The organism is Dyadobacter ginsengisoli DSM 21015 (assembly GCF_059568735.1).
The window spans coordinates 226,400-241,520 of sequence record NZ_JCANTY010000005.1; the positions used below are offsets into that span (position 1 = coordinate 226,400).

At 51.5% G+C, this 15,121-nt stretch carries 7 protein-coding genes; 3 read left to right on the top strand and 4 right to left on the bottom strand.

The window, feature by feature from the left end; genetic code table 11:
* Positions 1-190: 190 nt before the first annotated feature.
* Both BP71_RS19500 and BP71_RS19505 read left to right on the top strand, forming a co-directional pair.
* Positions 191-3,301: a SusC/RagA family TonB-linked outer membrane protein gene (locus BP71_RS19500; protein WP_496382248.1), complete on the top strand. Its 3,111-nt coding sequence runs from the start codon at positions 191-193 to the stop codon at positions 3,299-3,301.
* 18 nt (positions 3,302-3,319) lie between these two features.
* Entirely contained in the window at positions 3,320-4,849 is a 1,530-nt protein-coding gene (locus tag BP71_RS19505) for a RagB/SusD family nutrient uptake outer membrane protein (RefSeq protein ID WP_496382250.1), read from the top strand.
* A 40-nt stretch (positions 4,850-4,889) separates the two neighbouring features.
* Here BP71_RS19505 and BP71_RS19510 read toward each other — a convergent pair whose 3' ends face one another.
* Positions 4,890-7,892 (bottom strand): ligand-binding sensor domain-containing protein, encoded by a 3,003-nt coding sequence (locus BP71_RS19510; protein WP_496382252.1) that lies wholly within the window; start codon positions 7,890-7,892, stop codon positions 4,890-4,892.
* 162 nt (positions 7,893-8,054) lie between these two features.
* On the opposite strand from BP71_RS19510, the gene BP71_RS19515 reads away from it, so the two are divergent.
* Positions 8,055-9,503 (top strand): glycoside hydrolase family 30 protein, encoded by a 1,449-nt coding sequence (locus BP71_RS19515; protein WP_496382254.1) that lies wholly within the window; start codon positions 8,055-8,057, stop codon positions 9,501-9,503.
* On the opposite strand, the gene BP71_RS19520 is transcribed toward BP71_RS19515, so the two are convergent.
* From BP71_RS19520 to BP71_RS19530, 3 genes are all read right to left on the bottom strand, one after another.
* Positions 9,480-13,049, bottom strand: a complete 3,570-nt coding sequence (locus BP71_RS19520) for a VCBS repeat-containing protein (protein WP_496382256.1) — start codon at positions 13,047-13,049, stop codon at positions 9,480-9,482. The two genes, BP71_RS19515 and BP71_RS19520, sit on opposite strands and share 24 nt — an antisense overlap.
* A gap of 12 nt (positions 13,050-13,061) precedes the next feature.
* Positions 13,062-13,490: a hypothetical protein gene (locus tag BP71_RS19525; protein ID WP_496382258.1), complete on the bottom strand. Its 429-nt coding sequence runs from the start codon at positions 13,488-13,490 to the stop codon at positions 13,062-13,064.
* 144 nt (positions 13,491-13,634) lie between these two features.
* On the bottom strand, positions 13,635-15,077 hold the full coding sequence (locus BP71_RS19530; protein WP_496382260.1) for a RagB/SusD family nutrient uptake outer membrane protein: 1,443 nt from the start codon (positions 15,075-15,077) through the stop codon (positions 13,635-13,637).
* Between the last annotated feature and the right edge of the window lie 44 nt (positions 15,078-15,121).

Below are 15,121 nucleotides of genomic sequence, written 5' to 3' on the forward strand. Positions count from 1 at the left end.
GTAATGTAGGGGTGATTTTTCCGTGAAAACATTTCACTTGTGCAATATGAGGTAGTAATGTAGTAATGCATTGCTGCCTGGTGACCCCACTGTGCCTATACCTTTGCAGGCGATACGCAAGTATCACTTTTTCAATAATTAATTGAGCAAAGGTCATTTACCTGTCTACTAAATTTTAATACTAACATCTATGAGCAAAAAAATTGTACTATTATGTAGTGTGCTAATGCTATATGGTCTTGTGCAGACGGCCCTCGCCCAGAGCCGTGTTGTGAAGGGCAAGGTCGGTGTTAAGGGCAAAGGCGAAGAGCTTGTGGGCGCGACTGTGGTGGTAGAGGGTACCAACTACGCCACGATTACCGATGCTTCCGGAAATTACTCCATTGAAGTACAGCCCAATTCGATACTGGTGGCTAGTTTTATCGGCATGCTGACCCAGAGGATCGAAGTAGCTAACCAATCGGAAATCAATTTTGAATTACAGGAATCCGTCGACAATCTGAACGAGGTGGTCGTGGTCGGCTATGGCGCACAGAAAAAGAGCGTCGTCACCGGTGCGATTTCGAGCGTGAAGGCCAGCGACCTGGAATCGATGCCGATCAACAGGCTGGAAGAGGCATTGCAGGGTCGCACGTCCGGTCTGACGATCGCCTCCAACTCCGGGCAACCCGGCTCAGCCGCCACTGTTCGGGTACGCGGGGTGACAACGCTGAACAACAACAACCCGCTTTGGGTGGTAGACGGCGTGGTGGTAGACAACGGTGGTATCGGCTACCTCAATCAGTCTGATATAGAGTCGATTGAAGTATTGAAAGATGCTGCTTCCCAGGCCATTTACGGTGCCCGTGCAGCGGCGGGCGTGATCCTGGTTACTACCAAAAAAGGAAAAGCAGGCGGTATTCGCGTCAACTATAATGGCTACATCGGTGTGCAGGGGCCGGCCAAAAAACTGGATCTGCTCGATGCTACCCAATATGCAACCATCCGCAACGAAGCGGCCGTGAATGCGGGACAAACAGCACCCTATCCTAACCCGGCATCGTTCGGTAAGGGAACCGACTGGCAGTCATTGATTTTCAATAACAGCGCCAAACGCCAGAATCACGAGCTGAGCATCAGCGGCGGATCCGAGAAGTCAACCTTCTATCTGTCACTGGGTTACCTTGATCAGGAAGGCATCGTGGCTACGGATATTTCCAAATACAAAAGAACCAGCATTCGTCTGAACTCGGAACACAAACTGGCCAAATGGCTCACATTCGGGCAAAACCTGGGTTACGCGCACGATAAATCGATCGGTTTGGGTAACACCAACAGCGAATTCGGCGGTCCGCTGAGCTCAGCGATCAACCTCGACCCGATCACACCCGCTGTGATCACCGACCCGGCCATCGCCAATGCGGCCCCATACACAAACAAGGGTATCCAGCGCGACGCCAACGGCAATCCATACGGCATCTCTCAGGCAGTTGGTCAGGAAATGAGCAACCCGCTTGCGTATATTCAAACCCGTTTAGGCAATTACAGCTGGTCCGACAACATCGTGGGTAATGCCTACCTGATGGCCGAGCCGATCAAGGGCCTGCAGCTGAAGTCTACCATCGGCAGCAAGCTGGCATTCTGGGGCAATGAAAGCTTCACCCCCATCTCCTGGCTGAATGCGGCCTCTGTAACGTCGCAAACCAACTTCAACCGCACCAACAACCGCCGTTTGGATTACAACCTTGAAAACACCATTTCCTACACCCGTGCATTCGGTCTGCACAATGTGAACGTGCTTTTGGGACAAGGTGCTTACCTGGACAACAACACCACGATGACGAGCGTGACGTTCTTCAACGTACCGGCTACCAACTTCGACGACGCGTCCCTGAACTTCAAAGTACCGGCCGACCAGCGTAACTCCGACGGCTCGGAAGGGGCAAAACACACCGTAAGCTCGCTTTTTGCCCGTTTGAACTACGATTACAACGAGAAATACCTCGTTCAGGCACTGATACGTCGCGACGGTTCGTCCCGCTTCGGTTCCAACCACAAATACGGTGTATTTCCTTCATTCTCGCTGGGATGGGTATTGTCCCGGGAAGATTTCTTCCCTTCGATCAATGCGGTTAACTTCCTGAAATTCCGCGGTGGTTACGGGGTGGTGGGTAACGACGGCATCGGCGATTTCGCCTACCTGTCGACCATCGGTAGCGGTCGTAATTATACCATCGGAACCTCAGGCAGTTACATCATCGGATACAGCCCCAACGCACCGGCCAACCCGGATTTGAAATGGGAACAGACCAGCCAGACCAACATTGGTTTCGACGCGACGCTCTTCAATAATGTGAATGTAACATTCGAATGGTTCAAAAAGGCTACCAAGGACATTCTTCAAAATCCACGCATACCGGGGTACGTAGGCGCGATCTCCAACCCTGCGGCCAACATCGCCGACATGGAAAATACCGGTGTGGAACTGGAATTGGGTTATCGCAAACGTCTGGGTGAAATCGACTTCTCTGTGAGCGGTAATGTTTCCTACATTCAAAACAAAGTCACCAACCTGGGCAATGGTGTGGAGTACCTCTCAGGCGGTGCCAGCTTCCAGGGAGCGCCCCCTATTACCCGCACCCAGGTAGGCCAACCGATCGGCTCGTTCTTCGGGTATGTGAACCAGGGTATTTTCCAAACCCAGGAGGAAGTCGATTCACACGTTTCTTCCGACGGCAAAAAGATCCAGCCGAATGCAAAACCGGGTGATTTCAAATGGGAAGACCTCAATCGCGACGGCGTGATCACTGAAACCGACCGCACCTTCATTGGTAACCCCACTCCGAAGTGGAACTACGGCTTGACCCTCAATGCGGCTTACAAAGGATTTGATATCGTGGTGTTCGGCCAAGGTGTTGCCGGTAATCAGATCTTCCAGGGATTGCGTCGCCTCGATATCGCGAATGCGAACTGGCAGACAGACGCCCTGGACCGCTGGACCGGCCCGGAAACTTCCACGACCTTCCCTCGTATCGTGAACGGCGACCCAAACAAGAATTTCCAGAACCCTTCGAGCTACTATCTGGAAAAAGGCGACTTTTTCCGTCTAAAAACCCTGCAAATCGGTTACTCGCTCCCGGCTTCGCTGATCAGCAAGGTGGCTATGAAAAAGGCACGCGTGTATGTAATGAGCCAGAACCTGTTTACCCTCACCAAGTACACCGGCTATGATCCTGAAATCGGCGGAAGCGTGCTCAGTATCGACAAGGGTATCTACCCGCAGGCGCGTTCGTTCATGGTAGGTTTGAACATTGGCTTTTAATTGATTAATACGAATAAGATGAAATTGAGATATAACAAATTCGCGACTGCACTGGCATTTACTGCCGGCATGCAGCTTATGTCTTGCTCTGAAAGCTTCCTGGATGTAAAACCAAAAGGGCTGAACCTGGAAGCCAACTATTACCGCAACCAGGAAGAGGCTTTCAATGGCGTGGTGGCCATATACGACGTCGTGGGCTGGCAAGGCAACGGCTACGTAAGCACCATCGCCACCATGAACGCAGCCTCCGACGACCACTTTGCCGGGGGTGGCGGCCCGAGCGATATCATGGATTTTCAGGTCATTTCCAACTATACCCTAAACCCGACCACCGGACCACAGGGAGAACTCTGGCGAAAAGGGTTCTCCGGCGTATTCCGCGCCAATGCCCTTCTGGAAAAGCTCCCTGGGGTGCCGATGGATGAAACCCTGAAAAAGCGTTACGCTGCGGAAGCGAAATTCCTGCGGGGCTACTTCTATTTCGAGTTGGTAAGGCTGTTCAAGAATGTGCCTTTGTTTACGAGAACTATTTCCACGCAGGAAATGTACGATGTGGTGCAAGCGACGCCCGGGGAGGTGTATGCACAGATCGAAAAGGACATTACCGAAGCGACCGCCGATCTTCCGGCGACGATCAACGTAGCAACCGAGGGCGGACGCGTCGGACAGGGCGCAGCACACGCGCTTCTCGGCAAAGTTTTGTTGTATCAGCAAAAATTCGCGCCGGCGGCGCAGGAATTGGCGAAGGTCAACGGGACGCCGGGCGGCAGTAACCCCTACGGCTATAAGCTGCTCGACAATTTTGCGGATCTTTGGAAAACCAGTAACAAGTTTAACAGTGAATCTATCTTCGAGCTGTCCTACACCAATACCTCTGCCGGGGGATGGAGCTGTGTGTCGTGTACCGAGGGAAATGTGATGAACATCATTACCGGTCCGCGCGGCTACAATCGTAAGTCGGACACCGCTCCGGATTATGTATCCGGATGGAGCTTCCTACCGGTAACGCCCTCGCTGTTTGAGGCGATTCACTTCGATCCCCGCAACAAATCCACGGTTGCCAACCTCGACAGCCTTGAAAAAGCGGGACTGGTGTCTTATGAAAAAGGGTACATGAATACCGGCTACTTCCTCGAAAAATTCGCGGGACGGCAGTCAAACCGCTGGTCGGGTGCCGGTGTTCCTGAACTGAACTTCCCACAGAACATGTACGATACCCGTCTTGCAGACACCTACCTGCTGGAAGCCGAAGCACTGGTGCGCGGATCCGGCGACCTCACCCGGGCGGCTGCACTGCTGAACGCGGTACGTGCACGGGTAGGACTGAAACCGGTGGCCGCCACATTTGAAAACATCAAGAAAGAGAGACGCCTTGAACTGGCGGGCGAAGGCCACCGCTGGATGGACCTCGTGCGCTGGGGAGATGCTCCTACCGCATTGGCCTCCAAAGGCTTTGTAGCCGGTAAAAACGAAATTCTTCCGATTCCTTTGCTGGAAATGGAAAATACGAAAATCGAGCAGAGTAAAGAATGGGGCGGGACAAAGTAGTAGTTCCGCACCATTGATCAGAAAGGCTTGGAGCATTGCTCTAAGCCTTTTCTTTTGACTCGTCGAAGTGGAAGCCGAGGAAAAAATTGAACATATTGACCTCCGTAGGCAACTGCAACTTCTTGCGAAGCCTGTACCGGCCTACCTCCACCCCCCGGAGTGAAATATTCATCAGCTGGGCAATTTCCTTGCTGGAAAGGTTCATGCGCAAATAAGCGCTCATTTTCAGTTCATTGGCTGTCAGGTGGGGATATTTTTCCTTCAAAGCGATGAGGAAGTTGCTGTGAACATTATCGAAATGCCGCGAAAACTGGCCCCAATCCTTGTCGACCTTGTTTTCATCGGCCACCACTTTGATCATTTTTTTGAGATCATCGTTGATCTTTTCGTCCTCCGCATTCCTGGTGATTTTAACGAGGTCTGTTTTTAGTTTGGACAAAAGTTCGGCTTTCTGGACTAAATGCATTGCGGAAGTCGCGAGATCTGTGTTCTTATGCAGGATTTCCGCTTCCAGCTTTTCATTTTTCAGTTTGATGATCTCCTTTTCACTCTTTTCAAGTTCGAGCTGGTGAAGGTATTGCAGCCTTTTCTGTTCTTCCAAATGTTGGCGCTGCTGGTGTAAAAAGCGCTTTTCCTGCCATTTGTAAAACAAAAACGCCAGCCCTAACAGGAGCACCCCATAGCCCAGGTACGCCCAGATCGTCTGGTACCATGGCGGCAGGATCACGAATGCATAGCCCGCAGCCGCCGACTCACTTCCGAAGTTATTTCGTGCTTTCACCAGGAATTTGTAATGTCCCGGCGGCAAGTGCGTATACTCCTTCGTGCTTCTCGATGACCAGCTGGACCAGTTGTTATCAAAGCCTTCCAGAAAATACGAATACTCGATGCTCGACTGCTGACTGAACAGGGTTGAAGAAAATTCAAAACCAACGGAATTGAGTCGGTTCGCAATATGGAGGATGTTTTTTTCGGGCTGCTTTCTGACTTCGTTTACCTCCCCGAAATAACCGCCAAACAGCAGCGAATCCGACTTTCCAAACGACCGCATTGCGCTGATCTGAACGTTGATATGGCTTTTGTTTTGCTTGTACCGCCGATAATTGATGTGGAAAATGCCTTTTTCGCCCCCCACCAAAATATTTTGCTCGTTCAGCGGGTGAATGTACTCGAAACCGGAAACCATTTTGTGGTTCAGTTCCGGTAGGAATATCATTTTGGGGGTACCGTTGCCTACATCCAGTACGCCAAGCTCTTTTCCGCGTACAAACCATACATTACCCGCCTGATCTTCTTTAAGATAACGCACGCCCGGGCCTTTGAAAATACTGTTGTAATAGGCCGAAGCGATGAACCGGTCCTTTGCCGCATCGTATTCATAAATGCCTTTTTCGGTCGCTACCAGAATCTTGTTTTTGATTTTATACACATAATTATGGTTGAGCGAAAGCGGCAGGCCCTCCTTGTGCGTGTATTGCCGCGCAGCCGATTGCCCGTTGTCTGACAACGCTACCTTGAACACACCACGATAAGGGTGTGATGTCCAGATCACATTCTCCTCACGTGCATCCGAACTCAGGAAGCGGGAAGCCACGTCGAAGCCCGGTACATTGCCGGCAGGATGGAATGCCTGACCATCGTGTTGCAGGAAATTAATTCCGTTATATGTCCCCACGGCCACGGTTTTGACAGGATAAATCCGGGATACCGGCAAAAAGCCCCAGAAGCCGTTCCGCTTTTCAATGGGCCGGGCCACATTGTTTTCAATCTCAAAAATGCCTTCATGGTGCGCCATCAGCAGTTTTCCGTTGATCTCGGAAAGGCCCCATACCTGCCCCCTCGATTGCTCCACAAATGAGAACGCGCCTTTCACATAGCTCAGGTCCCCGAATTTCCCTACCGTTGCCACATACAGCCCGTTAGAAGTCCCCACATAAAGGCGGTTCCTGAAAATAATGGACGCATAGCCCGATTCGTCTTTCGCAGCCGCCGGGTACATACTCTTGATCGCGTTGTCGTAAGCAATGAAATCGATGCCGTTGTCGAGGCCCAGCCAGAGGTTTTTATCGTGATCCCTGAAAACGCTGAGTACATTGTTATTCTGCAATCCATCGGCGCGGGCGAAACGGTGAACAAATACCCCCTCGTTGGTCACGATGTAACAACCGCCCAGGCTGGTTGCCAATGCGATAAGCTTGTCATTGACACGGGTTGCGGCGTAAATGCGCTCATTCCTGATCTGATCGATAAATGCAGATGGAAGCCTTTGGGCCTGATCGCCCGCCAGCCGGAACAAACCGGCGTCCATCGTCACCAGCAGCGAAGTATCTTTGCCTAACGGCAGCAGCGCCGTGGACAAATACTCGTCCGGCAGGTCTCCAGATGTGATCCAAGGCATCCAGCGGCCATTGTCATAGCGTAAAAGTCCGCTGGCAGCGTCCTGGGCGACGGCCACACCATTGGATACGCCCATAAAGCGCCAGTGCGAGCCTCCCTTGAAGACCGTCACGGCTTTATCCTCATATATAAAAATCCGGTTGCTGGCTCTGAAAAATACGCTTCCGTTAAGCACCGCCACATTCCAGATGTCGGCAAAACCGCGGTCCTTTTCTTGCACGAGATCGCGCAGCGAAACATAATGCAATACCCCGCGCTGGTCGGGGGTGAAATAACCAAACTCGTTTTCTCCCCCGATGTAAATGCGGTGATCCGTCCCGATTTCCATCGAGCGCACCTTGGTTTTGTTAGGTAACGGATAGGTGCGCCAGTATACGCCGTCGAAAGTGAGCAAGCCCTCATTGTTGGCGAAGTACATAACACCGTTACGGTCCTGGCGGATCGCCCAATTCTGGGTACCGGCGTGATAGGTTTGTTTGGTATAGTTGACTACTTCGGGCAGACCGATGGTATTCTGGGCGCGAGCGAGGCCGGAGAAGAAGGCTAACGCCAGCAGAAATGCGATCACAATCTTATTCAGCATTTGCAGTACACTGGTCGGGAGGTTGACGTAGTTGGAAACCACGCCAGGGCATTTATTTCGCAATTTCGTCTGATTGTTGTAGTAATGTAGTAGTCCGTCATGCACATTCCCGTGCAGGTTCCCTTACATTTGAACTCGCAATATATTACATTATTTTCAGTGTTTTTCAACATAATCGATTACACTGCATTGTTTAATAACATCATTTCAATCACTGCGATCCAAATGAACTTTTCATTCCCTAAACCTGCATTATTCCTGTGTTTCTTCTTGCTCGCCTCCCATGTAGCCGCCGGACAATCCGGGAAAGGCAAAGTCGACTTCTGGCTTACCAATTTGGACAAATCCGCGCTTTTCCAACGACAGCCCCAGCTCACTTTCTGGAAAATGAGCAAGAATGCCCGTCTCATTGAAACACCGGTTGTTCATATGAACCCGAAGCATAAATACCAGGAGATCGACGGTTTTGGCTTTACGCTTACCGGCGGCAGCGCATCGCACCTGATGGGAATGAGCCAAACGGCACGTACTGCATTGCTGAAAGAGCTTTTCTCGACCGAAGAAAACGGCATCGGGATGGCTTACCTGCGTGTGAGCATAGGTGCATCCGATCTGAACGAAAAGATTTTTTCATACAATGACCTCCCGCAGGGTCAAACCGACCCGGAAATGAAGCATTTTGACCTCGGTCCCGATCGTAACGACGTCATACCGATTCTGAAAGAGATCCTGACGATTTATCCAAAGCTTAAAATCCTTGGCTCACCCTGGTCGCCACCGGTTTGGATGAAGGATAATGGCGATACCCGGGGCGGCAGCCTGAAACCGGAATGGTATGACGCCTACGCCAGCTATTTTGTGCGGTATATCCAGGATATGAAAAAAGAAGGCATCCGCATCGACGCTATTACGGTACAGAACGAGCCATTGCATCCCGGCAACAACCCTAGCCTGCTGATGTTGGCGAAGGATCAGGCTATTTTTGTTAAGAGCCATCTCGGCCCCGCGTTTGAAAAGGCCAAAATCGACACTAAAATCATCATTTACGATCACAATGCCGACAAACCGGAATATGCAATTTCGATCCTTGACGACCCGGCGGCGAAAAAATATGTGGACGGCTCCGCATTCCACCTCTATGGTGGCACCATCGATGCATTGTCGAAAGTACACGATGCCCATCCGGAAAAAAGCCTCTATTTTACAGAACAATGGATGGGCGCGCCGGGCGATTTCGCGAAAGATCTCCCGAACCATATCAAAAACCTTACGATAGGGGCTACGCAAAACTGGGCACGTACGGTGCTGGAATGGAATCTGACCAGCAATCCGCAAAATCGGCCATTTACGGATCGTGGCGGCTGCGACCGCTGCCTGGGTGGCGTTACAATCGATGGAGACAAGGTTACCCGGAATGCGGCTTACTATGTGGTGGCCCACGCTTCGAGGTTTGTGCGGCCCGGCTCTGTGCGGATTGCGTCGGGCACAAACGTGACAATCGGGCGCCCGGCAGATGAAAAACTCCTGCATGTAACCTTCCTGACGCCGGAAGGCAAAACGGTTTTGATCGTGTTGAACGATTCCGATGCCGAGAAGAAGTTCACCATTCAGGACGGCGCAAATGTGACGGTGGCCGTTTTGAAGGCAGGTTCAGTGGGGACGTTTGTCTGGTAGCGGCAAAAATTTCTGTTCCGTGACTTGCCCGCGAAAGTCGGTAAGCATTACTTTTTGCAACCCCTTTCGCGGAAGTGCCACTCCCCTGCCCGATTGCGATAAATACCCCGAACCATAGTTCAGCTCTATGCGTATTGTCCGGCCGTTGGCATAGCTCGCTTCAAGCAATGCGTCCTGAGACATTGGCCTGATGTAAATGTCCTCGTCATTTTCAACGGTGCGGAATGCCAGTAGTGGCCCATTGTTTTGCGCAGCAAGTACCAGACTGCTTCCATTACCAAGCGTCAACTGCGCCATTCCTTTGGCGTCGCCAGGAATCAGAATGCCGCTCCTTGCGGCAGTTACCGGCGTAAATCGTCCCTTCCCATTGCCGGTCAGCAGCAACCCGTCCAGGCCGTCCAAACGCCCGCTGATCGATTCGGTAGCGTGGCTGTTGCCCGAAAGCAGCAGATCAAGGTGTCCGTCTTCGTCAAAGTCTCCTGAGACAATCCCGTACACGGCGCCCAGTTGCGCAGCTCCGGGTAAGTCGTGCCTAGCAAACCGCCCATTACCCTTATTTTCCAACATAACGGACTGCATTGTTTCGCAAACAAGTCTCTTTGCGTCTTTCAACTCTTCCGGTTTAAAGATATCGGTGATCTTCGCTTTGGAATAATCCGCATAGTAAATGAAACGCTTTTTGAGAAAATTCATCTGACTGTTCATTTCGTCGCGAGGGTGAACCGGGTAGAGATCGTTGCCGATGTAGCGGGCCATCACCGGGTCCATGGTACCACTCTGGTCGAAATCCTTAGCGAGCATTGTCACCGGCCTGTCGTTGGAAGATTTTCCCTCACTATTGAGCCCTACATTGCCCAGCACATAATCCGTATCCCCATCTTCGTCGAAATCACCGGAAGCAATGCTGTTCCACCAGCCCGTGGTGTGTGCAAGACCGGTTGTTGCAGTCGTATTGGTGAATTTTCCGTGGTTATTTTTATAAAAAGTAATGGGCATCCATTCACCTGCCACAATCAGGTCGACCCAGCCATCCTGATTGAAATCCGTCCACAATGCGATGGTTACCATGCCGATGTCTTTCAGCGCGGGTGCGAGACTACTGGTCACTTCGGTAAACCTGCCACCGTCGTTTCGCAGCAGGTAGCTATCGCCGGGCAGCGGGTACATGCCGGGCGATAATCTGCCGCCGACAAAGAGGTCGAGATCGCCGTCGCGGTCAAAATCAGCCGCATTGACGGTGGAACCGCTGCCGGTAAGTGGTGGCAGGGCGCTCGTATCAATGCTGAGATTTCCCTTACCATCATTTTTATACAGCCGGTCCTGGTAGTATTTCGAACCGGGCTCAAACTCATTACTCCCGCTCACTACATAAAGATCCTGATCGCGGTCACCATCCGCGTCAAACAAGAGCGCCCCCATATCTTCTTCATATTTCTGACCATTCACCAGCGGACGGGCAGAAAACCGGCCCTGCTTATTTTGCATAAAAATGTTTCCCGACTGGTTGAATGCTCCGCCGACGTAAAAATCCTCCAAGCCATCACCATTAATATCTCCTACCGCAATGCCCGGCCCATTCTGAGACAGTAAATGCGGAAGAAGCGGTTGAATTTTAAAGTCAATATAAAGGTCGTCCCGATGCCGGAACGTAGTGCCCAGGCTGGTAGTCTCTGTGAAAAGGCTGGCAGCGAATGCTGTTTTTGTGTTCGCCGGGCTTCCTTTTTGCGATGATGACCTCGCATAGTCGAGTTCCAAAGGCTGGCCCGTCGCAACATTTTTTAATACCTGTGACCGGGAATCGGGCCAGAGAACGACAACGCTGTCCAGCTTTTGAGTTTTACCTACACCAAAATAAACCCGGTTGCTCTCCGTGGACGACTGATACCCCCGGTAGGGAGAATGTTCCAGGAACTGTTTACTGCCGGCATTATAGACCCAGACTTTAACGCCCAACGCATTGGGATTCATCGCAGGGCCTTTCAGTCGAACGGTCAGTTGACGGCGATCAGCCATTTCTTCCGAATGGTTTTGGTAGATAAATGCCTCCTGATCGATGTTGTTCGTCACCAGATCCAGGTCACCGTCACTGTCCAGGTCGGCATAAACGGCGCCGTTCGAGAACGATGGAATGTCGAATCCCCAATCCGCGGATTTGTTTGCGAACGTGAGATCGCGGTTATTGGCAAAGAGGTAATTCGGCAAATGCGCCCCTTCAACCTGTTTCAATGCTTCGGCTAGTTTACGGCTATCACCGCTACCGGACCGCATTTGCTGCTCGTGCTCGGCCATCCGGTACATTACGAAGTCGCGGTTGGTAATGTCTTTGGGGTAGCCGTTGGTGATCATCAGGTCGCGGAAACCATCGTTGTCATAATCGGCAAATAAAGCGCCCCAACTCCAATCAGTTGCTTCTACACCCGCATAGCGCCCTACTTCGCTGAAAAAAGTATCCCCGCTGCCTGGCCGCTCTCCGTTGTTGTGTTGCAGGGTATTCCGCATAAATTGCGGCTCGTAGCCCATCCGGAGCTCCGACAAGTGGCGGTCGTAGTTCATCAGCCCGAACATATTCTTGCGACGGACATTGTCCTCGGGCAGCATATCCACCGTAATGAAGTCGACCAGGCCGTCGTTATCAATATCGGCTGCATCGTTGCCCATGGCCGAATAGCTCTGATGCTTGAAATAGTCGGTGATGCGATTTTGAAACGTGCCGTCGTGCTGATTGATATACAGCAGATCGTTGGAAACATAGTCATTGGAAATGTACACGTCCTGCCATCCGTCGTTGTTCACATCCACCACCGCGATACCCAGTCCGTAGCCTTCTTCCAAAATCCCGGATTCCTTCGAAACATCTGTGAATGTGCCGTTCCCGTTGTTTCGCAGCAGCCTGTCCGCATTGGGAGAGGAACCGTCGCTTACTTTTTGGCGGATGTTGTTCGGCCCCCGCATATTCATTACGTTGGTAACGAGGTAGGCATCGAGATCGCCATCGTGATCGTAGTCGAAGAAGGCGGCCTGGGTGGTATTTCCTGCGTAATCGAGACCGTAGGTTTTAGCTTCTTCTTTAAATGTGTTGTTCTTCTGATTGACAAACAACAGATTATCTAGCAGTCCAGCCTGTGCCGGGCCTGCCCGGCACACATAAATATCGAGGTAGCCATCCGCATTGATATCGACCATAGATACCCCCCTTGCCCACCCGCCGGGAATATGGATACCGGATTCTTGGGAAATGTCTTTAAACCGCATCGCACTACCCGCTGTGTCCGTTTGGTTGAGATACAGTTTGCTCTCGGTCATATTGCCGGTGAAAAACAAATCGGGCTTTCCGTCATTGTTGATATCGCCGGCTCCTACACCGCCGCCATTGTAGAAGTATTCGTATGTGAGGATGTTGAGCTCGTCACTCTCTTTCAGGTTATTAGCAAAACGCACGCCGCTCTCGCCGGAAGGGAGCAGCTCAAAAAGTCTGCGGGGTTTGTCTTTCGTCGTACACCCGATTAGCAGGGTCATCCAAAACAGTAATAGGGAGAGACGGGTCATCCGGGTTCGCAGTTAATGGGCTGCATTGATTTTGGAAAAAAAACGGACTTCATACAGTTCCTGATTCTTCCCCGGAAGATAGGGCTTCTGTTTCTTCTTCAATATCAACCGGTTATCAGTCAATTTAAGAATTTCGAAACCGCTCAGCCGATGACCGGTAGAGTCTGTATAAACCAATGAATCCGCAGCAGGAAGCAGATAATGATAGGTTTTCGACTTTTCCTTTTTACGCTCCGCGAGTAGCCCGTCGCTTCCGTACTCGAATGTCGACCAATGCTCATCAAAAGTGTTGTTGGTAAAGCTGAACCCATTCACAAAGTTACTGATCGAGTCTGTCCGCCACACACCGGCAAGGTCGCGCTCCTGCATGCGTATGGGGACGTTGCAGCTGCAAATTGTCACTGCGATGAGCATCAATGGAAGTTTTCGAAAAAGGGTCATTGCGTTAGCAGGGCATTGGGTGCGCCGGTACTGTCACGTTGAACGCAGTCGAAGCACATACGGCATCGCCAATATCCTTCGACTGCGCTCAGAATGACAGTACCGCCAGTCTGGTTATTTAGTCACTAATTGTCATGCACTCATTCAATAATTCTCATTCTGTTTCAAAACCCCATTACTCAAATCCACTTCGCGTTGCGGTAGCGGGAAGTAATAATGTTTGGGTTTGATGAAGTTACGGCTCGGTTTGAATGGCCCTCTGGCAATTTTGTAATGTGCTGCGATATCGATCAGCCCCGCTTTGTCCCAGCGCATCAGATCCTGGTGGCGCTCGTTTTCACCCGCCAGTTCCACACGGCGTTCATGCATGACATCGGCGATCTTGGCGCCTGTTTTAGCAGGCAGACCGGCACGTTTACGGACCGCGTTCAGTTCGGCGTCGCCATTCTGTCCCGAACGGATCTTGGCCTCCGACACCAGCAGGTACACATCAGCAGAACGCAGGAAAGGCGCATTCAGGCTCTGGCTCATGTCTCCTCCTTCGGTAAAGCTGGTGTATTTACGGAATGAGTGGCCGGTAACCCGCGTCATATCGGCCGTAAAAGTGGTTGTACCGGCTGAGCCGCGCTCCACTTTGTCGCCCGGACTGTAAATCGAATAGGCCCGGCGCGGGTCTCCTTTCTCAAATTCCTTCACCAGATCGTCGATCGGCTCGTGGAAACCCCATCCTCCGAAAACCTGCGGCGTATGGTAGAAGGTAGGCGAGTTGTCGGTCGTCCAGCCGGTTTCATATTGCAGTGAAAAAAGGATTTCCGGATTGTTCTCGGTCACGAGCTGGAAGTTTTGGTCGTACTTGTCAGCCATTTTGTAAGCGGCATTTCCGATAATCTTCTGGCCCGATTCGATTGCCTTGGCCCAGTTTTCCTGGTAAGCATACAGTTTGGTCAGGAAACCATTCGCAGAGCCCTGGGTAACGCGCCCCGACTCGGCATCTGCGTAACTGACAGGAAGCAGCGCCGCCGCTTTTTGAAAATCGGCCTCCGCCTGCGCACGTACTTCGGCCAGCGTAGACTTCGGTTTATTGTAGTTATTTTCCAAAGCATCCGCTTCCAGGATAATCGGTACTTCGCCATAGATCAGCGACAGCCGCCAGTAAATGAATCCTCTCAGGAAATATGCCTCTCCCATGCTGCGGTTCCGCAACGTTTCATCCATCGTCACCTTGGGCGCATTGATGAGCACCGCGTTGGCGCGCGAGATGACTTCATACTTGGTGGACCAGGTAGCCAGGATGTGCGAGTTTGCCGCGTCGAACGTGAACATTTCGAGTGAAGTTTCATCCGAGTGATCGCCCGCACGGTTCATATCATCGGAACAATTGTCGAATGTGTATTCCGTGTGCGCAAAGCCATCCTCGTTCAAAAGCGGTGCATAAATCGCATTGGTGGCAGCCACGACGTCATCGCCATTACGCCAGAACTGCTGTGATGTGACCTGCCCGTATGGTGTGCTGTCGAGCAGGTCGTCGTTACAACTTGTTGCGGCCATCAGAAAAATCCATCCGGCCAGTATATATATCTTTTTCATGTCGGTTATCTGGTAGGGGCGAAACTATGCCCTTTCTGTTTTTG

Excerpts from the sequence above, each read along its gene's own strand:
- BP71_RS19500 (WP_496382248.1), top strand. The coding sequence starts at position 191 with ATGAGCAAAAAAATTGTACTATTATGTAGTGTGCTAATGCTATATGGT.
- BP71_RS19530 (WP_496382260.1), bottom strand. The coding sequence starts at position 15,077 with ATGAAAAAGATATATATACTGGCCGGATGGATTTTTCTGATGGCCGCA.
- BP71_RS19520 (WP_496382256.1), bottom strand. The coding sequence starts at position 13,049 with ATGACCCGTCTCTCCCTATTACTGTTTTGGATGACCCTGCTAATCGGG.
- BP71_RS19515 (WP_496382254.1), top strand. The coding sequence starts at position 8,055 with ATGAACTTTTCATTCCCTAAACCTGCATTATTCCTGTGTTTCTTCTTG.
- BP71_RS19525 (WP_496382258.1), bottom strand. The coding sequence starts at position 13,490 with ATGACCCTTTTTCGAAAACTTCCATTGATGCTCATCGCAGTGACAATT.
- BP71_RS19505 (WP_496382250.1), top strand. The coding sequence starts at position 3,320 with ATGAAATTGAGATATAACAAATTCGCGACTGCACTGGCATTTACTGCC.